General features: G+C 71.6%; 15 protein-coding genes. 8 read left to right on the forward strand and 7 right to left on the reverse strand.

Annotated features, from left to right (window positions below):
• Positions 1-23 precede the first annotated feature (23 nt).
• The 5 genes from R2B38_RS32125 to R2B38_RS32145 form a co-directional block, all read right to left on the reverse strand.
• Positions 24-1,235 (reverse strand): sulfate adenylyltransferase subunit 1, encoded by a 1,212-nt coding sequence (locus tag R2B38_RS32125; RefSeq protein WP_318019328.1) that lies wholly within the window; start codon positions 1,233-1,235, stop codon positions 24-26.
• A 2-nt stretch (positions 1,236-1,237) separates the two neighbouring features.
• A complete protein-coding gene (gene cysD, locus R2B38_RS32130; RefSeq protein ID WP_411978513.1) occupies positions 1,238-2,158 on the reverse strand; it encodes a sulfate adenylyltransferase subunit CysD in 921 nt (306 codons plus the stop codon).
• Positions 2,155-2,706: an adenylyl-sulfate kinase gene (gene cysC / locus R2B38_RS32135; protein ID WP_318019330.1), complete on the reverse strand. Its 552-nt coding sequence runs from the start codon at positions 2,704-2,706 to the stop codon at positions 2,155-2,157. Before cysC ends, cysD begins: the two co-directional genes overlap by 4 nt.
• Positions 2,707-2,891: 185 nt before the next feature.
• Positions 2,892-3,704 carry a PaaX family transcriptional regulator C-terminal domain-containing protein gene (locus R2B38_RS32140; protein WP_318019331.1) on the reverse strand — a complete coding sequence of 271 codons (813 nt, stop codon included), beginning with the start codon at positions 3,702-3,704 and terminating at the stop codon, positions 2,892-2,894.
• Positions 3,705-3,813: 109 nt separating this feature from the next.
• On the reverse strand, positions 3,814-4,014 hold the full coding sequence (locus R2B38_RS32145; protein WP_033285074.1) for a DUF5999 family protein: 201 nt from the start codon (positions 4,012-4,014) through the stop codon (positions 3,814-3,816).
• A 285-nt stretch (positions 4,015-4,299) separates the two neighbouring features.
• Here R2B38_RS32145 and R2B38_RS32150 point away from each other — a divergent pair, with 285 nt between their 5' ends.
• Positions 4,300-4,722: a DUF6299 family protein gene (locus R2B38_RS32150; RefSeq protein WP_318019332.1), complete on the forward strand. Its 423-nt coding sequence runs from the start codon at positions 4,300-4,302 to the stop codon at positions 4,720-4,722.
• 58 nt (positions 4,723-4,780) lie between these two features.
• Here the strand turns inward: R2B38_RS32150 and R2B38_RS32155 are convergent, their stop codons facing one another.
• On the reverse strand, positions 4,781-5,905 hold the full coding sequence (locus R2B38_RS32155; protein ID WP_318019333.1) for a hypothetical protein: 1,125 nt from the start codon (positions 5,903-5,905) through the stop codon (positions 4,781-4,783).
• A 361-nt stretch (positions 5,906-6,266) separates the two neighbouring features.
• Between R2B38_RS32155 and R2B38_RS32160 the strand changes: the two genes are divergently transcribed.
• Both R2B38_RS32160 and R2B38_RS32165 read left to right on the forward strand, forming a co-directional pair.
• Positions 6,267-9,611, forward strand: coding sequence for a right-handed parallel beta-helix repeat-containing protein (locus tag R2B38_RS32160; protein WP_318019334.1), 3,345 nt, complete (start codon positions 6,267-6,269; stop codon positions 9,609-9,611).
• Positions 9,608-10,873 carry a S8 family serine peptidase gene (locus R2B38_RS32165; protein WP_318019335.1) on the forward strand — a complete coding sequence of 422 codons (1,266 nt, stop codon included), beginning with the start codon at positions 9,608-9,610 and terminating at the stop codon, positions 10,871-10,873. The genes R2B38_RS32160 and R2B38_RS32165 overlap by 4 nt, the downstream gene beginning before the upstream one ends.
• Positions 10,874-11,229: 356 nt before the next feature.
• Here the strand turns inward: R2B38_RS32165 and eccCa are convergent, their stop codons facing one another.
• Positions 11,230-15,168: a type VII secretion protein EccCa gene (eccCa, locus tag R2B38_RS32170; protein ID WP_318019336.1), complete on the reverse strand. Its 3,939-nt coding sequence runs from the start codon at positions 15,166-15,168 to the stop codon at positions 11,230-11,232.
• 327 nt (positions 15,169-15,495) lie between these two features.
• Here eccCa and eccD point away from each other — a divergent pair, with 327 nt between their 5' ends.
• The 5 genes from eccD to R2B38_RS32195 all read left to right on the forward strand — a co-directional run bounded on the left by eccD (position 15,496) and on the right by R2B38_RS32195 (position 20,031).
• Positions 15,496-16,896, forward strand: a complete 1,401-nt coding sequence (eccD, locus tag R2B38_RS32175; protein ID WP_318019337.1) for a type VII secretion integral membrane protein EccD — start codon at positions 15,496-15,498, stop codon at positions 16,894-16,896.
• 55 nt (positions 16,897-16,951) lie between these two features.
• Entirely contained in the window at positions 16,952-18,520 is a 1,569-nt protein-coding gene (gene eccB / locus R2B38_RS32180) for a type VII secretion protein EccB (protein WP_318019338.1), read from the forward strand.
• 221 nt (positions 18,521-18,741) lie between these two features.
• Positions 18,742-19,080 carry a hypothetical protein gene (locus R2B38_RS32185; protein WP_033285066.1) on the forward strand — a complete coding sequence of 113 codons (339 nt, stop codon included), beginning with the start codon at positions 18,742-18,744 and terminating at the stop codon, positions 19,078-19,080.
• Positions 19,081-19,139: 59 nt separating this feature from the next.
• On the forward strand, positions 19,140-19,463 hold the full coding sequence (locus R2B38_RS32190; RefSeq protein WP_033285065.1) for a WXG100 family type VII secretion target: 324 nt from the start codon (positions 19,140-19,142) through the stop codon (positions 19,461-19,463).
• Positions 19,464-19,581: 118 nt separating this feature from the next.
• Positions 19,582-20,031 (forward strand): type VII secretion system-associated protein, encoded by a 450-nt coding sequence (locus tag R2B38_RS32195; RefSeq protein WP_033285064.1) that lies wholly within the window; start codon positions 19,582-19,584, stop codon positions 20,029-20,031.
• Positions 20,032-20,066: the final 35 nt, after the last annotated feature.

The following is a 20,066-nucleotide window of genomic DNA, read 5'->3' on the forward strand; positions in this document are numbered from 1 at the left end:
AGGGCGTTCTGAGCGAGGGGGAATCAGGTCAGGTCGGCCATCCCCGCCGTCAGCGTCGCGCCGTCCGCCGGGTCGATCACCAGGAACGCGCCCGTGCGGCGGGAGACCGCGTAGTCGTCCAGCGCGAGCGGCTCGGCGGTGCGCAGGGTGATCCGGCCCAGGTCGTTCGCGGTCAGTTCGGCCGCGCCGCTGAGGTCCTTGACGATCGCCTTGACCGTGCGGGTCGTGTGCCGCAGCAGCACCCGGTCACCGACCCGCAGCGGCCGGTCGGCCAGATGGCATACGGCTGCCCGCACGTCCTGCGTGAGCGCGGGCGCGTCGGCCCCGGCGGTGATCATGTCGCCGCGCGACACGTCCCGTTGGTCGGCGAGGCGCAGGCTGACCGACTGGGGCGCGTACGCCACGTCGGCCTCGGTGCCGAGCACGGAGATCCCGGTGATCTCGGAACCCTCCCCGGAGGGATGCACCGTCACCCGGTCACCGACCCGCAGCGACCCGGACACCAACTGGCCCGCGTACCAACGGACTTCACCGTCCCGGATGACGTACTGCACGGGGAAACGGGCGGGCGCGTCGGCCGGGTCCGCGCCGACCGGCACGTCCTCCAGGAACTCCAGCAGCGCCGGGCCCTCGTACCAGTCCATGTGCGCCGAACGGTCCACCACGTTGTCGCCGACCAGCGCCGACACCGGGATCGGCGTGAAACCGGGCAGCCCCAACTCGGCCGCGTGGCCCGCGAATTCCTCGACGATCCGCTCGAACACCCCTTGCTCGTACCCGACGAGGTCCATCTTGTTGACGGCCAGGACGACGTTGGGCACCCGCAGCAGCGCGGCAACTGCCGCATGCCGCAAGGTCTGTTCGACGACACCGTTGCGCGCGTCGATGAGGATGATCGCCAGCTCGGCGGTGGAGGCGCCGGTGACCATGTTGCGGGTGTACTGCACATGGCCCGGGGTGTCGGCGAGGATGAACCGCCGTCGCGGGGTGGCGAAGTAGCGGTACGCCACGTCGATGGTGATGCCCTGCTCGCGCTCGGCGCGCAGCCCGTCCGTGAGGAGGGCGAGGTCGGGCGCGTCCTGCCCGCGATCGGCCGACACCCGCTCCACAGCCTCCAGTTGGTCGGTGAGGACCGACTTGGAGTCGTGCAACAGCCGCCCCACGAGCGTGGACTTGCCGTCGTCGACCGAACCGGCCGTCGCGAACCGCAGCGTGTCGATGGTGGTGCTGGTCATGTCTAGAAGTACCCCTCGCGCTTACGGTCTTCCATCGCGGCCTCGGAGAGCTTGTCGTCGGCACGGGTGGCGCCGCGCTCGGTGACCCGGGAGGCGGCGATCTCGGTGATGACCTGCTCCAGGGTCGCCGCGTCGGAGTCGACGGCGCCGGTGCACGACATGTCACCGACGGTCCGGTACCGCACCTGGCGCTTCTCGACGGTCTCGTCCGCCTTCGGGCCGCCCCACTCACCGGCGGTGAGCCACATGCCGTTGCGGTCGAAGACCTCGCGGTAGTGGGCGAAGTAGATCTGGGGGAGGTCGATGCCTTCGCGGGCGATGTACTGCCAGACGTCCAGCTCGGTCCAGTTGGAGAGAGGGAAGACGCGGACATGTTCGCCGGGTGCGTGCCGGCCGTTGTAGAGGTTCCACAGTTCGGGGCGCTGGCGTCGCGGGTCCCACTGCGAGAACTCGTCCCGAAGGCTGAACACCCGCTCCTTGGCCCGGGCCTTCTCCTCGTCCCGACGACCGCCACCGAAGACCGCGTCGAAGCGCTCGCTCTGTATCCGCTCGGTCAACGGCACGGTCTGGAGGGGATTCCGCGTCCCGTCGGGGCGTTCGCGCAGCGCACCGCGGTCGATGTAGTCCTGTACGGAGGCGACATGGAGGCGGAGTCCATGTGCGGCGACCACACGGTCGCGGTACTCAAGGACCTCGGGGAAGTTGTGTCCGGTGTCCACATGCAGCAGCGAGAACGGCACCGGCGCGGGCGCGAACGCCTTCAACGCGAGGTGCAGCATCACGATGGAGTCCTTGCCGCCGGAGAACAGGATCACCGGTCGCTCGAACTCACCCGCCACCTCACGGAAGATGTGCACCGCCTCGGACTCCAGGGCGTCCAGGTGCGAGAGGGTGAAGGTTTCTGTGGTCGTCACCGCGCTCACACCAACCCCCGCTCGGACAGCACCGCGTACACCGCGTCCGCCGACTCCTGCGGGCTCTGCGTCTGCGTCGGCAGGGTGAGCGCCGGGTCCGTGGGCGGCTCGTACGGGTCGTCGACGCCGGTCAGACCGGTGAGGTGACCGGCGGCCTGGCGGGCGTAGAGGCCCTTCACGTCGCGCTCGCTGCACACTTCGACGGGGGTCGCGACATGCACCTCGATGTACGGTGTCCCGCTCGCCTCGTGGCGCTTGCGGACGGCCTCGCGGCTGTCGGCGTACGGGGCGATGACCGGGACGACGGAGAGCACGCCGTTGCGCGCGAGGACCTCGGAGACGAGGCCGATGCGCTGGACGTTGGTGTTGCGGTCCTCGCGGGAGAAGCCGAGGCCGGCCGAGAGGAAGCGGCGCACCTCGTCGCCGTCGAGGACCTCCACGCGATGTCCCTCGGCTCTCAGCCGCTCCCCGAGATGCTGGGCGATCGTCGTCTTACCCGCGCTCGGCAGTCCGGTGAGCCAGACGGTGGCTCCCTGAGCCCTTGCCGTGGTGGTCATGCGCAACAGTCCTCTTTCTTACCCGACGAGCGACGTCGTCGAAGGCTAGGTAAGAACTCTGAGAGGACCTGCTAAGGAAGCTGAGGTTTAGCTGAGTGACTCGTGGTGCGCAAGAGGTCACGGGCCCTTGCCATGAACTGTTCACAATCGGTCTCCACGGCGACCCGGCGACCTGTGTCCCGCCGTCACACGCCCGCGAACACCGCCCCCGCGTCCCGCAGCCGCTCGTGCAGCGCCCGGAACACCTCCGCCGAGCGGACGCCCGGCCAGCCCCGGGGGAGCAGGCTCGCGGGCAGTCCGGGGTCGGCGTAGGGGAGGTGGCGCCAGGAGTCCAGGGCGAGGAGGTAGTCGCGGTAGGCGTCCTCGGGCGGGGTGTCCGCGCGCTGCTCCCAGGCGTGCAGCACCGGCGCGTGGCGGTCGAGGAACGCCTGGTGCTGGGCGGCGATCGCGGGCAGGTCCCACCAGCGGGCCACGGCCTCGGCGGTCGCGGCGAAGCCGAGATGTTCACCGCGGAAGAAGTCGACGTAGGGGTCGAGGTTCAGTCGCTGGAGGATGTGCCGGGTTTCCTCGTAGAGGCGGGCGGGGGCGATCCACACACCGGGGGCGGCGGTGCCGAAGCCGAGGGCGGACAGGCGGGAGCGCAGGACGTGCCGCTTCTGGCGCTCCGACTCGGGTACGGAGAACACCGCGAGCACCCAGCCCTCGTCCTCCGGGGGTGTGCTCGCGTAGACGCGTCGGTCGCCGTCGTCGAGCAACTGCCGTGCCTCGGGCGAGAGTTGGTACCCGGCGGCGCCTTCTGCCGTACGGGCGGGCAGGAGCAGCCCGCGCCGTTTCAGGCGGGACACCGACGAGCGCACGGAGGGCGCGTCGACGCCGGCCGCGGCCAGGAGCCGGATCAGTTCCGCGACGGGAACCGGGCCGGGCACGAAGCGGCCGTACGCGCCGTAGAGCGTGACGATGAGAGACCGTGGAGCATGCTGGTCGGACACGTTGATCATCTTAGGCCGACGGCATCGCTGCTGGTCACCTCGGGTGCGCAAGCTGAGCCTCCGCGGTGCGAGGGTCACCGCGAGGGAGGTGGCGCTGTGGTGCGGGAGACCGGAACGGTCAGGCGGCGACGGCGAGTTGGTCCGCCGGTACCCGGTGCGGGGCGACGATCCGGCCGTCGGGGAGAACGGCGCCCGTGTCGTCGAAGACGATCGCGCCGTCGCACAGCAGCGTCCAGCCCTGCTCGGGGTGGGCGGAGACGATGTGCGGGGCCTCGGCGACGGTGTCGGTCACGGGGCACGAGGGCTGGTGGGAACACATGGCGTACCTCCACGTCGGATGCGATCCGTTCCGGCGGCTCCGTCACCGCCCGCATCGCATATACAGACCATCCTCCCGGCGCGAACTCATCGGAACAGCCCGCTGTGAAGCGTGACAACACGCGGACAACACTCGGACGGTTCCACGACGCCCGGTGCGGAGCCGGCATCTAAGGAGTGACGATCGTGACGCACGGTGCGGACTCGCCACCGAAGGAGTGAGGGTCACGGGAGTCGGGGCCGTCGCCCGGTACCAGTGGAGGCCCCAACTCCAGGAGGTACTCCCATGTCCCTGCGTTCCGTCCTCGGTACGGCGGCCGGTGCCGCGCTGCTCCTGCTGGCCGCCGCCCCCGCCGCGACCGCCGACTCCTACGAGACGGTGACGGTCGACCCCACGGGCAGCATCGCCCCGGACGGCACCGTCACCCTCTCCGGCACCTACCGCTGTCTCGGCAACTCGGGCCCGGCGTACGTCAGTTCCTCCGTCTCCCAGGGCGACCCCTCGGTCCGGCACGGCATCGGCGGCACCCGCGCGGTCTGCGACGGCATGGAGCACAGCTGGGTGAACTCCGGCAAGCCGTCCCACCCGGTCGCTCCCGGCGCGGCCCGGGTCGAGGCCACCGTGATGGAACTCTCCGCCGGTTCCGGCCTCCCGCTGCCCCGCTTCCACGCGGTGCGGCAGCAGGACATCACCCTCACCGAGAGCTGACCTCCATGGCTCCGGCCCGGCCCTCAAGTGGGGCCGGGCCGGAGGGAGTTCAGCTCGTTCAGTGCTGGGTGTTGCTGGCCCAGATCGCGGTCGAGCCGCCCGAGTAGATGACCATGTTGCCGTCGCCCTGGAGGCGGAGGATCGAGCCGTTGTGGCCCTGGGTCTGGCTGGCCCAGACGGCGCGGTTGTCGGAGGTGTAGACGACGAGGTTGCCGTCCGCCTGGAACACCGCGTGGAAGTTCGAGCCGAAGGTCATGGTGGCCCAACGGGCCTTGTTGTTCTCGTCGTAGAGCACGAAGTTGCCGTCGGTCTGCATGCGCAGCCGGGCCTTGTTCGCGTTGATGGACTGGCCCGCCTTCAGCACCCGGGTGGCCGTGATGAGGACGTCCGACGGATAGCTGGACTTGCTGGTGGACGTGGTGGTGGAACTCGACTTCGTCCCGGACTTGCTCGTCGTGGACTTCTTCGTCGCCTTCGCCGCCGGCTTCTTGGTCTTCTTGACCGCCGTCGGCTCGCTCACCGGCTGCGCGACGGTCGGCTTGTGCGACGAGGTCTTGTGCGGTGCGGCGGTCTTCGGCGTGGCGTGTCCGGTGGGAGCGGTCGGGGTGCCCGAGGCGTACGCCCCGGCGCCCTGCGTCGCCGCGCCGTCGCCGAGGATCGTGCCCGCCTGGTCGGCCACCACCCGGTCGTGGTTCTCCGGCGTCCGGTCCCGGTTCATCAGCAGCCCCGGTACGGCGATCAGCAGCGCGCCGAGCACGGCCGCGCCGGCCAGCAGCGGGCGGCCCGGGCGGCCGACGGACGCGGCAGCCGTGTCACCGGGGGTCGGTCCGTCGCCCTCGGGCACGCTCACGGCCAGCGCCCCGGCGGGCGCCTCGGCCTCCGCCTCCTGACGCGCCGACCGGGCGGCGGCAGCGGATGCCGGGCCGGCCGACCCCGAAAGTTCTTCTGCTGTACGGCTGCTGGCGAGCGCCTCGGCCTCCGCCGACGGGGTCGCGGGACGGCTCGGCTCCGCCGCCACCGGCTCCGCCGAGAGTGCCGCCGCGACGGCCTCAGCGGAGAGGGACCCGGGCGAACCGGCTTCCCCTGAACGGGACTTGGGCGCCTCGCCCGCCGTGCTCGCCGCCGCTGATTCACTGACCGCCGAGGTCGCCGCCGTCGCTTCCTCGGCCGTGGCGCCCGTCACAGAGTTCTCTGCCGCCGTTTTCCGTGCGGCCGGTCCGGTTCGGTCTGTCATCCGCCCTGTCCGCTCTCATTCGCCCAGCAGTTCGTCGTACGCCTGTGTGCGCAATCCTATTCACGTCCTTTCACGCGCATGCGCCAACAGCGGTTCCTTTCACCGGAGTTAACAATCGTCACGCACAAGCCCCGGTGCTGGTACGGCTGTTGCGCAACAGCCCATAATTCGCCGTACGGCACTGTTGTGCCGCACCGCGCGCACCCGCCGCGAACGTTCCGCTTTCCGGACCGGAGTGGGAACGCGCGTGCGGGGACGGCATGATGGGGTTGCCGCAACCGACAGGTGCCGACACGAGGAGGTCAGCTGAGTGCGCCAGGTACTGACGGTCTGTCCGGAGGGCACCGGGGACGCCCGGACGATCGGAGAGGCCCTGGCGAGGGCGCGCGGAGGCGCGGTGCTGAGTGTGCGCCCGGGGACGTACGAGGAGAACCTCGTCGTCACCACCCGGGTCACCATCGTCGCCGAACAGGCGCGCGGCACCGTCCGGTTGGCCCCGCGCAAGGGCACCGTGATCTCGCTGCGCGTCGACGCGGTGATGCTGACCGACCTCGTGGTCCAGGGCCACGACGAGGAACACCCGGCCGTGGACGCCTCGCACGGGCAGGTCGCGATGCAGGGCTGTGATCTGTCCGGCGCCTCGTGGACGACCGTACTGGCGCGCAACTCCGGCTCGTTGGCGATGCGCGAGTGCCGGGTGTCGAACCGCACCGGCGCCGGTGTCGTCGTCACCTCGTCCACGGAGAGTTCGCTGGAGTCCTGCACCCTCGAACACTTCGGCACCAGCGGGGTGGTGATCGGCGAGCGCGGCCGGGCCACCCTGCGCGGCTGCACCGTACGCGACGCGCGCGGCAACGGCGTGCTCGCCAACGGCGACGCGCAGGGCTCCGTGGAGGACTGCGACCTCGCCTCAACGGACAAGCCCTCGCTGGCACTTGAGGAGCGCAGCGCGATACGGGTGCTGCGGACCGTGGTTCGCGACACCTCGATCGGTGTGCACATCACCAGCACCGCCCGCTGCGAGCTGGAGGAGGTGCGGGTCACCGGCAGCAGCGGGCCCGGCATCATCGTCTCGCACGGCTCCGACCCGGTGCTGCGCCGCTGCCGCACCGCCCGCACCACGGGCAACGGCCTGCTGGTGACGGACCGTTCGCGCGGCACGTACGAGGACTGCTGGCTGACCGGCGCCCAGATGGCGGCGCTGCGGGTGGCCGGTGCCTCCTCGCCCACGCTCACCTCCCTGACCGTCCGCGACGGCGAGAGCGACGGCGTCCTGCTCGAAGAGGACGCGGCGGCCGAGCTGGAGCGCGTGGAGATCATCGACGTCAAGGGCACCGGTGTGGTGATCCGCGGCAACGCCAACCCGCTGGTGCGGCGCGCCCGGATCACCGGCGCGGGCGGCTCCGGGGTCTCCGTGCGCGACGGCGGGCGCGGCCGGGTCGAGGACTGCACGGTGGAGGCACCGGGCGGCGCGGGCGCGGAGGTCGCGGCGGGCGGCAACGTCTATCTCGCCGGACTCAAGGTGAACAACCCCGGCGGCGCCGGTCTGGAGATCGGCGGCGAAGGTACGGCCGCGCTCCGGGACGGCGAGCTGGTCTCGGCCGGCGGCTGCGGTGTACTCGTGGACACCGGCGGCGAGTTGACGGCCAACCGGGTGCGGACCGCCGCGTCCGCCGAGCACGGCTTCCTGGTCCGCGACGGCGGCCGGGCCTCCCTGAACGGCTGCGAGGCCGCGGGCAACGACCGCGACGGCATCCGCGTCGAGTCCGAGGCGCCGGTGTCGGTGGTGGGCTGCACCGTCCGCGACAACAAGGGCGGCGGCCTCGTCCAGGCCAAGGCGGGCGGCCGGCTCGCGGTGGAGAACCTCACCAGCACGGGCAACGAGTCCCGCGACGCCTGGGGTTTCGGCGAGGCCGAGGGCACCGACCCGGCGGGCACCGTCTCCGCCTCGGACGGCCCCGGCCGCCCCGACGGACCGATGGCCGCGCTGGAGGGCCTCATCGGCCTCGACAACGTCAAGGAACAGGTCCGCACCCTCGTCAACCTCACCCAGCTCGCCGCCCGCCGCGCCCAACTCGGCATGTCCGCACCGCCGATGAGCCGTCACCTGGTCTTCGCGGGCCCGCCCGGTACCGGTAAGACGACCGTCGCCCGGCTCTACGGCACGATCCTCGCCGAGCTGGGCGCCCTGCGCTCCGGCCACCTCGTCGAGGTCTCCCGCGCCGACCTCGTGGCCCAGGTCATCGGCGGTACGGCCATCAAGACCACCGAGGCCTTCGAACGGGCCCTGGGCGGCGTCCTGTTCGTCGACGAGGCGTACACCCTCACCTCCGACTCCCGTGGTTCCGGGGCCGACTTCGGGCGCGAGGCCGTCGACACCCTGCTGAAGCTGATGGAGGACCACCGCGAGGACGTGGTCGTCGTCGCGGCGGGCTACTCCGACGAGATGCGCAGCTTCCTCGGCTCCAACCCCGGTCTGGCGTCCCGCTTCTCACGCACCGTCGAGTTCGAGAACTACTCGGTGCCGGAGCTGGTCGAGATCATGGAGAGCATGTGCGTACGCCACCAGTACGCACTCGCCGACGAGACCCGGCACGCCCTCGCCGTGCACTTCGAACGCATACCCAAGGACGCCGGTTTCGGCAACGGCCGTGCCGCACGGCAGGTGTTCGAGGAGATGGTGGACCGCCAGGCCGTACGGCTCTCGGCACTCACCGACGTCACCGAGCAGGACCTCTCGCTGCTGCTGCCGCAGGACATCAGCGAGGAGGCGGCCCGCACCGCCGCCGACGGACCGAACGCGGTCGACCCCGGCGACGACGCGCTCAGCAGGCTGGACGCGCTGGTCGGACTGCACGCGGTCAAGCGGGACGTCACCGACCTCGTCAACCTGGTGTCCACGGCCAAGCAGCGCGAGGCCGCCGGACTCCCCGTGCCGCGCCTCAGCCACCACCTCGTCTTCACCGGCCCGCCCGGCACCGGCAAGACCACCGTGGCCCGCCTCTACGGCGAACTCCTCGCCTCCCTGGGCGTGTTGCCACGCGGCCAGCTCGTCGAGGTGTCCCGCGCCGACCTTGTCGGCCGATACGTGGGCCACACCGCGCAGTTGACCCGCGAGGTCTTCGAACGGGCCCTGGGCGGTGTGCTGTTCGTCGACGAGGCGTACACCCTCACCCCGCGTGAGGCGTCCGGCTCCGACTTCGGCCGGGAGGCCGTGGACACCCTGCTGAAGCTGATGGAGGACCACCGCGACAAGGTGGTCGTCATCGTCGCCGGCTACACCCAGGAGATGGAGACGTTCCTCGCCTCCAACCCGGGTCTGTCCTCCCGCTTCTCGCGCCGGGTCGAGTTCGCCGACTACTCCTCGGACGAGCTGGTCACCATCGTGCGCGAGCACGCCGTACAGCTCGGGTACGAGTGCGCGGCCGGGCTGGGACCGGTTCTGCGGCAGTACTTCGACTCGCTGCCCCGCGACCGGTCGTTCGGCAACGCGCGCACCGCCCGGCAGATCCTGGAGCGGATGATGACCCGACAGGCGGGCCGGCTCAGCAGACTGGCCGTCCCCAGCCTCGACGACCTGCGGCTGCTCCTCCCGGAGGACCTCGCCGACCCGACGGCCGCGTCTCCCACCTCCAGTGGGGCGGCCCGGGCATGACGACGACACACGGCAAGGCCGTCGCCGCCGGTCTGGCACTGCTGCTGACGGGCGCCGCGAGCGCGAGCGGCGCCGGGTCCGCGTCGGCTGCGGGAAGTACGGTCCAACTGCCCGTGCTGGCCTCGCAGTTGGACGCCGACGCGGACTGTGCGACGGGCTCGGACCGGCGCGCCACCGACGTGCCCTGGGAGCAGGTCTCGCTCCAGCTCAGCCGCACCTGGCCGTTCGCGTCGGGCACCGGGGTGACGGTCGGCGTGGTCGACACCGGGGTCTCGTCCTCCGCGCCCGCGCTGAAGGGGCGGGTCACCGCGGTCGGCGACGCCGGGACCGACTGTGTGGGACACGGCACCTTTGTGGCCGGGCTGGTCGGCGCGGCCGTAGCGGACGGGGTGCGGTTCGCGGGGGTGGCGCAGCAGGCGCGGATTCTCGCGGTGCGGGGGAGTGACGCGCGGGGGAAGGTCACCGCGGGCCAGGTCGCGGACGGGATCCGGGCCGCCGTGGACGGCGGGGCCAAGGTGGTGACCGTGTCGGCGGCGCTCGCCGGTGACACCGCCGCGCTGCGGTCGGCGGTCGCGCTCGCCGCGAAGAAGGACGTGCTGGTGGTCGCGGCGGCCGTGCCGGACGCGCCGTCGACCGCGGGGTCGTCGACGGAGAGTCCGCCCGCCCGCGACTACTATCCGGCCGCCGACGACGGTGTGCTCTCCGTCCTCGACGTCGACGTCTCCGGTAAGCGGCCGACCGGCGCGTACACGACGTCCAGCGCGGCAATTGCCGCCCCTGGAGACGGAGTTGTCGGTATCGGCCCGAAGAAGGCCGGCCACTACATCGGCTCGGGCGCGTCCCTGGCCGCCGGTTTCGTGGCGGGGGCGGCGGCGCTGGTGCGCTCCGTCCATCCGGACCTGACGGCCGCCCAGACCGCGACGCTGCTCCGCAGCTCCGCCTATCCGGCCGACGTGCCCCGCCTCGACCCGTACGCGGCGGTCACCTCGGTCCTGACCGGCAGCGCGGCCGCGCCGTCCCGGGGCGACGCCGGTACCCCGGTCCACCTGCCTGCCGACAAGGCGGCCGGGCCGTTGCGGCGGGCGTTGTGGCCCGCGTCGGCGGGGCTTGCCGTGATCGTCGCGGTGGTGTGGCTGGGGTTGATCCTGCCTCGGGGGCGGCGCTTGGGGTGGAAGCCGTCTGTCCGGACGGAGGGTGCGGGGGACACGGTTGCCGTGGAACCGGCGGTCTCGGCGGGTGTGGGCACGTCCCTCGAAGGCTGAGGCCTTTGGCGGTGCCGAGCCGGTCAGTGGGCATCTGCGGGCCGGTGGGGGCTGGTCGCGCAGTTCCCCGCGCCCCTGGGGGGTGGGGCTTGAGGTGGTTTCGAGGTTCGGGGTGGCTTTGGTGGTCGGGTGCGGGCCGGTGGGGGCTGGTCGCGCAGTTCCCCGCGCCCCTGGGGGGTTGGGGCTGAGGGTCGTTTTGTAGCTCAGGGCGGATTCGCTGAAGAAGCCACCGGCGCTGGACGGGCCCAGGTCTGGCACCCAGCTCGACGCGCATGCGCATGCCCTACGCCCCAACCCACTACGGCCCCCGGGACGAGTCACCCCGCCCCAGGAGCCGTACCGCAACGCCCAGTTGGCTACTCCTCCGTCGCCCCCGCCGCCAGTGCCGTCTGGATGAGGGACGGCTTGCGGCGGACGATGTGGAGGGCTCGGCCCGGGGGGAGGACGCGGGGCTTTACGTTGCCGAAGACGTAGCCCTCCGAGGGGGAGCAGGACATCAGGATGCCCGGGGTGTTGACCTCGTCCATGCGGCGCAGGAGCTGGTCGTTCAGGCCGCGGCCCGCGCCCGTCGCCGAGCGGGCCACCACCACGTGCAGGCCCAACTCGTGGCCCAGGGCGAGGTGTTCGAAGAGCGGGGCGAAGGGGTGGTCCATGACCGTGCCGCCGCCGACCATGTCGTAGTCGTCGACCAGGACGAACAGGCGCGGGCCCGTCCACCAGTCGGCCTGGCGCATCCGGGCCGGGGTGATCTCCTGGCCCGGGACGCGGGTGCGCAACGCCTTTGCCGAGCCGCCCACCAGTTGTTTGAGGGCCTCCAGGGCTACCGCGTGGCCCAGGCGGTACTCCTCGGGGACCGCGTCCACCAGGCCGCGGCGGTAGTCGACGACCAGGATGCGGGCCTCGGCCGGGGTGTAGCGGGCGACGACCGAGTCCGCGACCAGCCGGAGGAGGTTGGTCTTGCCGCTCTCCGTGTCGCCTACGGCCACCAGGTGCGGGGTGCGGGAGAAGTCGTGCCAGACCGTGCCGAGGGTCTCCTCGTCCTGGCCGAGCGCGATCTTGAGGCTGACGCCGTCGCCGAGTTGGGGCTCGGGGAGTTCGGCGGCGGGGAGTCGGTGCGGGAGCATCCGGACCTGGGGGGCGCGGGGGCCGTGCCAGGCCGAGGCGATCCTGTCGACCAGGTCCGCTACGCCCTCGGAGAGGGTTTCGGGGTCGGTTGAGCCGTCGCCGCGTGGTAGCGCCGAGAGGAAGTGGAGTTTCGTCTCCACCGTCAGGCCTCGGCCTGGGATCTGCGGTACCGCGCTTGCCTTGCGGATGTCCACGACGGAGTCCATCGTGTCGCCGAGCCGGAGTTCGAGGCGGGTCGCGGACTGGTCGCGGACGGGGGCGGTGAGTTCCAGCCAGCGGGCGGTCGCGACGATCAGGTGGATGCCGTAGTTGAGGCCGCTGGTGGCGATCTGGTTGAACGTGGGGATGAACTGGTCGAAGTTCTGCCGTACCGCCGACCAGCCGTCGATCACCAGGAAGATGTCGCCGTGCGGTTCGTCGGGGAACTCCCCGGCCGCCCGGCGGCGCCGGTACGTCGACATCGAGTCGATGCCGTTGTCCAGGAAGAACTGCTCGCGCTGGGTGAGGACGGCGGTGACCTCGGCGACCGTACGGCTGATCCGCTCGGTGTCGAGGCGGGCCGCGACCCCGCCGACGTGCGGCAGTCCGGTGAGCTGGGAGAGCGTGCCGCCGCCGAAGTCCAGGCAGTAGAACTGGACTTCGCGCGGGGTGTGGGTGAGCGCGAGCGCCATGATGAGGCTGCGCAGGACGGTTGACTTGCCGCTCTGTGAACCGCCCGCGACGGCGACATGGCCGCCGGCTCCGGCGAGGTCCACCACGAGCGGGTCGCGGCGCTGGTCGAAGGGCTTGTCGACCAGGCCGACCGGGACCCGGAGCTTTCCGGCGCCGATCCAGCGGGACGCGTTCAGACCGCGGTCCGGGTCCTCGGCCAGACCGCCGAGCAGGACGTCCAGCGGGGACGCGGTGTCCAGCGGCGGCAGCCACACCCGGTGTGCGGGCGGCCCGGAGTCGCGCAGCCGGTCCAGGGCCACCGCGAGCAGGCTCTCGGTGCTCTCCTCCGCCTCGGGTTCCGGGGCGGCGATCGCGGCCGGCGCCGGAGCACGCGGCACGATGTAACCCGTCGACCAGGGCACCACCTGCGTGGCCACCCGGGCCTGCGCGACCGCGCCGCCGCGCCTGCGGTAGGGGCCGGAGACGTACGCGGCGCGGAAGCGGGTGAGCGCCTCGATGCCGGACTTGAGGTAGCCGCTGCCGGGCTGGGACGGGAGTTCGTAGGCGTCGGGGACACCGAGGACACCCCGGGACTCCATCGCGGAGAAGGTGCGCAGACCGATCCGGTAGGAGAGGTGCGACTCCAGCTGGTGCATCCTGCCCTCGTCCAGGCGCTGCGAGGCCAGCAGCAGATGCACGCCGAGCGACCGGCCGAGGCGGCCGATCATCACGAACAGCTCCATGAACTCCCGGTGCGAGGCGAGGAGTTCGCTGAACTCGTCGACGACGACGAACAGGCTGGGCATCGGGGCGAGATCGGCGCCGCCGGCCCGCGCCTTCTCGTACTCCAGGGCCGACGTGTAGTTGCCCGCCGACCTCAACAGCTCCTGGCGGCGGATGAGTTCACCGTGCAGCGCGTCCTGCATGCGCTCCACCAGGGCGGCCTCGTCGGCGAGGTTGGTGATGACGGCGGAGGTGTGCGGGAGTTCGTCCAGGCCGAGGAAGGTCGCGCCGCCCTTGAAGTCCACCAGGACGAAGTTGAGTGTTTCGGAGGAGTTCGTCAGCGCGAGACCGAGGACCAGGGTGCGCAGTAGCTCGGACTTGCCGGAACCGGTCGCGCCGATCAGCATGCCGTGCGGGCCCATGCCGCCCTGCGCGGACTCCTTGATGTCCAGCTCGACCGGCCGACCGTCGGCGCCGACGGCGACCGGGACGCGCAGCCGGGCCGAGCCGGTGTGCCGCCGCCAGATCGTGTCGGGGTCGAGCCGGTGCAGGTCGGCGATGCCCAGCAGGGTCGTCAACTCGGTGTCGTTCGAGAGGGGTTCGACCGCGTCGGAGGAGAGAGTCATCCGGTACGGCGCGATCAGCCGGGCCAGCGCCTCGGCGGCGACCGGACCCACCCGGTCGGGGCGGCCCAGCACCGTGGCCTGTTCCTTGCGGCTGCGGTCGGTGCGGACCAGGGAGACCGAGTCCGGGGCGACGTCGAGGCGCAGGGTGGTGCGGCCGGGGCGCCAGGTGAGGCTGTCGGAGAGGTCCAGGACGACGGCGTTGCGGAAACCGGGGCCGTCGAAGCGGTGTCCCGCCGGGATGCTCGCGCCGTCCACGATGACGACCACCAGCGGCTCGTCACGGCCGGGCACGGCGTCGGGGTCGAACGCGGGCCGTTCGGAGAACTCGCTGCCGAGCTGGTCCTCCAGGTCGGTGAAGGCGGAGGCCACCATGCGCAACGGACCGGCGCCGTCGGTCTCCTGGGGGTGCTGGTTGTGGGGCAGCCACTTCACCCACTCCCATTCGGCCCGTACCTCGTCACCGGCGCAGACCGCGATCCACAGCTCCTCCGGCGGGTGGAACAGGGCGAGTTGGGCCAGCGCGGCGCGCAGCATCCCGCGCGCGGCGTCGTGGTCGCCGTGCACCAACACCCGTGACCAGGACCGCAGATACAGCGCGATCGGCTGGCCGGGAACGGTGCTGTAGGCGCGGATGAAGCGGCGCAGCGCGTGCGCGCACAGCGGTTCCAGGTCCTCAACCGGCTTGCTGGACACGGGAGTCAGCCGCATCGCGAGCTGCTGGTCGCCGACCGCTATCCGCACCTCGCCGAAGTCCTCGTCCTTGACCCGGCGCTCCCACAGCCGCGTCGTGCGGACCATCGTGCGCAGCACCCGGGGTTCGGGATGACGCCAGGCCAGCGCGAGCTGCTGCTCGACCACGGCACGTTGCACCGTACGCCGACTTTGCGCCAAGTAGCGCAGATAGTCGCGGCGTTCACCGCGCAGCCGCTGCTTGCGGTCGCCGGCCTTGCGCATGACCTGGCCGATCATCATCGCGCCTGCGGCCATCACCATCATGCCGAGCGCGATGTACATGAAGACACCGCTGGACTGGCCGCCCGACCGCAGGAACAGCATCATCATCGAGACCGACATCATGGCCATCGGCAGATACGTCCACACCGCGGACGTGTCCGGGACGGTCTCCATGAGGGTCGGCGGTTCCTGGAGGACCAACTCGCCTGCGGGCATGTCGGGTCCGCGACGGCGGGCAGGACGACGGAACAGGACCACGCTCAACGCTTGGGGCTCCTAACGGACTTCACGCACCGTGGCGGCATGTGGGGGCATGCACCGGAACGGGCCTCGGCACTGGCACGGTGGAGGACGCTGTCAACACCGTTGGTGGGGGCTCCCGTTGACACGCGTCGTAGGGAGTGTCAGTAGTGTGCACCCCGTCAACTCTGTACGTCCATGTCACCCCCCGCTTCACCGGCACCGTGTTTCCCTCGGTTCCCCCCACCCCGCACGCCGCGCCGCGTGCCCCCGTTTCGATGTCCAGGAGACGTGAGCCCCGGAATGACCGACACTTCCGTGACCGGCCTGTGCCATCTGACCGTGCGCGCTCCGGCCCGCACCATCGACCTCGCCGTGCCGTCCGACGTGCCGGTCGCCGACCTGCTGCCCACCGTGCTGCGGTACGCGGGGGAGGAGGCCGAGGAGACCGGTCTCGAACACGACGGCTGGGTACTCCAGCGCCTCGGCGGCCGGCCGCTCGACGACGAGGCGACGCTCGCCTCCCTCGGGCTGACCGACGGCGAGGCGCTCCATCTGAGGCCGCGCACCGAGGCGTTGCCCGAGGTACGGCTCGACGACCTGGTCGACGGCATCGCCGCGGTCACCCGGGACCGGCTGCACGGCTGGAGCCCCGAGGCGGCCCGGCGCCTGCTGCGCGGCCTGCTCGCGGTGGCGGTGCTGGCGGGTCTTGTCCTGCTGGCGCTGCCGGGCGCCCCGGCGTCGCTGCGCGCGGCGACCGCCGTAGGCACCGGTCTGCTGCTGCTGGCCGGGGCCGCGTCGGCGAGTCGGGCCGTGGACGATCCGGCGACCGGCGTGATCCTGGGCCTGCTCGCGTCACCGGCGCTCGCGCTCGCGGGCTGGCTGGTGCCGGGCGGTGAGCTGAGCGGTCCGCAGGCCCACCAGGTGCTGGGGGCACGGCTGTTGGGGGCGGCGGCGGCCTGGGCGGGCGGCGCGGTCCTCGCCCTCGCGGCCTCCGCGGCCCGCACTCCGCTGTTCCTGGCGTCGGCGCTGGTGGCGCTCGCCACGGCGGTGGGCGGTGTGCTGATGACGGTGTTCGACGTGCGGGTGGCGGCCGCGGCCGGTGTCGTCGCCTCGCTCACCGTGCTGCTCGGCGGTCTGGTGCCCTCGCTGTCGTTCAAGTTCGCCGGGATGCGGATGCCCGCGCTGCCCACCAACGCGCAACAGCTCCAGGAGGGCATCGAGCCCTACCGGGGCAACGACGTCGCCGTACGCACCGAGCTCGCCGGCGAGTGGATGACCGCGCTCTACGGCGCGACGGGAGTCCTCTCGTCGGCCTGCCTGGTGGCCCTGGCCCGCCGCCCCAGCCTCCCCGCGCTGCTGGTCGCGCTGGTCCTGTCGCTGCTGCTGCTCCTGCACGGCCGGGGCCTGGTGAACACCGCGCAGCGGCTCGTGCTGGTGCTGCCGGGCGCCTGGGGCCTGCTGCTGCTCGCGTTCGGCTGGGGGCTGCGGCTGTCCGGCACCGAGCGGACGCTGCTGGTCGCGGGCCTGCTCGCGGTGGCGGGGACGCTCACGGTCGCGGTGTGGACCGTACCGGGACGGCGCCTGGTCCCGTACTGGGGGCGCGCGGCGGAGATCCTGCACTCCCTGCTGGCGATCGCCCTGCTGCCGCTGACCCTGTGGCTGCTGGGCGTCTTCGGCACCCTCCGCGGCATGTTCGGCTGACCGCCCGCCAGGGCCGAGCGAACCAGAACACGAACGACCGAGCCAGGAGGAAAGCGTGCGGTCGAAGCGCGACCAGGTGCAAGCGCACACGTTCATGATGGGCCGTCTGACCTCGGGCATGCTGCTGGCCGACCCGGACGCACCGGAGAGCCCGCTGGGCCGTACCAGCCGGGGCGCGCTGGTCGGCCTGATCGTCGGCGTGCTGTTCTGCGCCGGGGCGCTGGTGTTCGGGCTGCTCAGGCCCGGCGGCAACGACGCCTGGCGCACGGGCGACACCCTGATCGTCAACAAGGACACCGGCGCCCGCTACCTGTACGCCGACGGCAGGCTGCGCCCGGTGCGCAACTACGCCTCGGCCGTGCTGATCGGCGGCGCCGACCTGAAGACCACGTCGGTCGGCTCGAAGTCGCTCGCGGGCACCCCGGTCGGCCGGCCGGTCGGGATCACCGGCGCCCCCGACTCCGTACCGGGCACCGGCGACCTGGAGTCCTCGCCGTGGGAGGTCTGCTCGACCGGCTCCGGCCTCCAGACGACCCTCGTGCCGGGTGCCCCGGTGGCGACGGACCCGGTCGGCGCGAAGTCGGCGCTGGTGGTCAAGGGCCCTGACAAACACACCTACTTGGTGTGGCAGGGCAGCCGCCTGGAGCTGGACGAGGACTCGGGCGCCGCGGAGTCCCTCGGCTACGCGCCAGTGACACCGCGCCCGGTCTCGGCGGCCTTCCTGGACGCCCTGGTGACCGGCCCCGACCTGGCCACCCCGAAGGTGGACGGCCGCGGCACCACCGGGCCCGAACTGGGCGGCAGGGCCACCCGGATCGGCCAGGTGTTCCGCGTGGTCGCGGGCTCCGGCAACCAGGAGTACCTCCTCCAGAAGGACGGCCTGCACCCGGTCACGGACACCCAGTCCGCGCTGCTGCTCGGCGATCCGGACACCCGCAAGAAGGCCTACGACGGAGGGGCGCCGAACGTCGTCACCATCGACGTGTCCGACCTGCGCGCCCACCAGGCACCGGGCTCGGCCGGCACCGACCCGTCGGTCGCCGGGCTGCCGGACACCCCGCCGAGCGCGCTGGCGCTGGCGGCGGGGCAGTCGGTGTGCGCCCAGGTCGACCCGGCCGACGGACAGGTGCGGGTGACCTCGGTACGGGTCGCGGAGACCGCGCTGTACCCCGAGGCCCAGGCGGACCCGACGGCGCTGACCGCGGCCTGCGTGAACGTGGACCGGGTGGTGGCGCGGCCCGGACACGGCGCGCTGGTACGGGCGTTGGGCGCGGCCGGTGAGACCGTCGGCGACACCACCTTCCTGGTCGGTGACGACGGCGTGAAGTACCGCATCCCGGACGCGAACGCCCTCGCGGCGCTCGGCTACGGCGGGGCCACGCCGGTGAAGGTGCCGTCCACCCTGCTGTCGATGCTGCCGACCGGGCCCGAACTCAGCGCCCGGGCGGCGGCGTCGGACTCCGGCTCGGTGGGCGGAGGCGCGGGCGGCGCGGCGGCGCAGTGCGGCACGGGGGCCGGTGCCGGGGCCGGCGGACGGTCCGGCATCGCGGCCGGACTTCCCGCGGTACCCGGACAGCTCCCGGCGGGCGGTTCCCTCAACTCGGCCTCGGGGGCCGGGAACTGACGGATTCACGCCGATGGAGATCGTGTTCACGCCAAACTGGATTCACTCCAGAACCGGCGACCATGGAACCGCGTGTTCCGGTCAAGTTGCTTACCGGTAAAAGCATCTGAACGGAAGCGGTACGCAAGCTCAGATCTTCCTCAGTTCGTTGTCAGCGCAACTTCCGCCAATCTAGGCTCAGTTGCACCTGTACATCAGATCGACTTACGAAAGGTGGGACGATGGCTGGAGATGGCCAGCAGTCAAGCGAAGGTTCGACCCGGAACGGAATCCAGGCCCTGGAGAGCGCCTTCAGCGGCATCGTGAAGATCCGTCAGGACGTCGACAGCACCCGTTCCACCCTGGGCAGCGGCTACCAGGGCAGCGACGGCGGCCAGTACGGCCAGCTCCTCGCGCAGTGGGACGGCCAGTGCAACGTCATCCTCAAGAACCTCGAGGACGTCATCGACCGGCTGAACCAGAGCCTCGTGGAACACAACAAGACCCAGGGTTCCTCGAACGACTCCATCAACCAGGCGTACAACGCGGCGCAGTCGGCCTTCGACCAGCTCGCCGGCTGACCTCGCGTCACGTCCGATCCCCCCATCGCGCAAGACTCATCGCGTTAGAGAGGCAAGCTGTGGCAGACAACCTGTCCGACGGTGTCATCTACGTCAGCTACAACCACATGTCGAACGCCGCGGACGACATGGTGGCGCAGACCAAGGCGATCGCCCAGACGCTGTCCAACCTCGAGGCGGAGCTCAGCGAGCTGTCCAAGACCTGGTACGGAAACGACGCCGACACCTACCGCCAGAAGCAGGCGGCCTGGGACGGCGCGGTGCAGAACATGGAGACGCTGCTCACCTCGCACTCGCAGCTCCTCAACGAGATCTCCAGCAGCTACAAGTACAGCGAGAACTCGCTCAGCCAGATGTGGTCCGAGGTCACCATCGGCCGCTGAGCCGGCCGGCCCCCACCGCACCGACCGGTCCCCTCGCGGTCGGTGCGGTCCAGGCTCCTTCCCGTTCCGTCGCCGCGCCGTACGCCAGGGTCGGCGCGTTCCGCCCGCGGAGGCACCCATGGCAGATCTGACCCACCTCGACTCGACCGCGCTGAAGAACTTCAAGAACACCGACGTCGCGGACTTCATCACCGATCTGGTGAACATCCGCAAGGACAACGCGGGCGTCCGGTCCCTGAAGAACCTGATCGCCGAGACCGGCGCCGGCTCCGCCCAGGGCCTCGCCAAGATCCTGCGCATCGGCCTGATGAACGGCGGCGACAGCTCGGACCCGGTCGGCGGGTCCACGCTGGTGGAGGCGCTCAAGACGCAGGCGACCGCGCTGGACAAGATCCTCACCGGTCAGAAGACGCTCTTCGACGACATCGACGACGCCCTGGACGAGACCATCACCACCCTGCTGAAGACACAGGGCGACAGTCTCGACTCGATCGACGGCGAGAAGCTGCTGGACATCTTCGACACCGTCGACGGCGACATGAGCGGCAGCGACTCGAAGACCTCCTGAGGCCGGGTCCGCGGCCCGCCGGCTCCCGCCGGGCC

It is taken from the genome of Streptomyces sp. N50 (genome assembly GCF_033335955.1).
Lineage (GTDB): Bacteria > Actinomycetota > Actinomycetes > Streptomycetales > Streptomycetaceae > Streptomyces.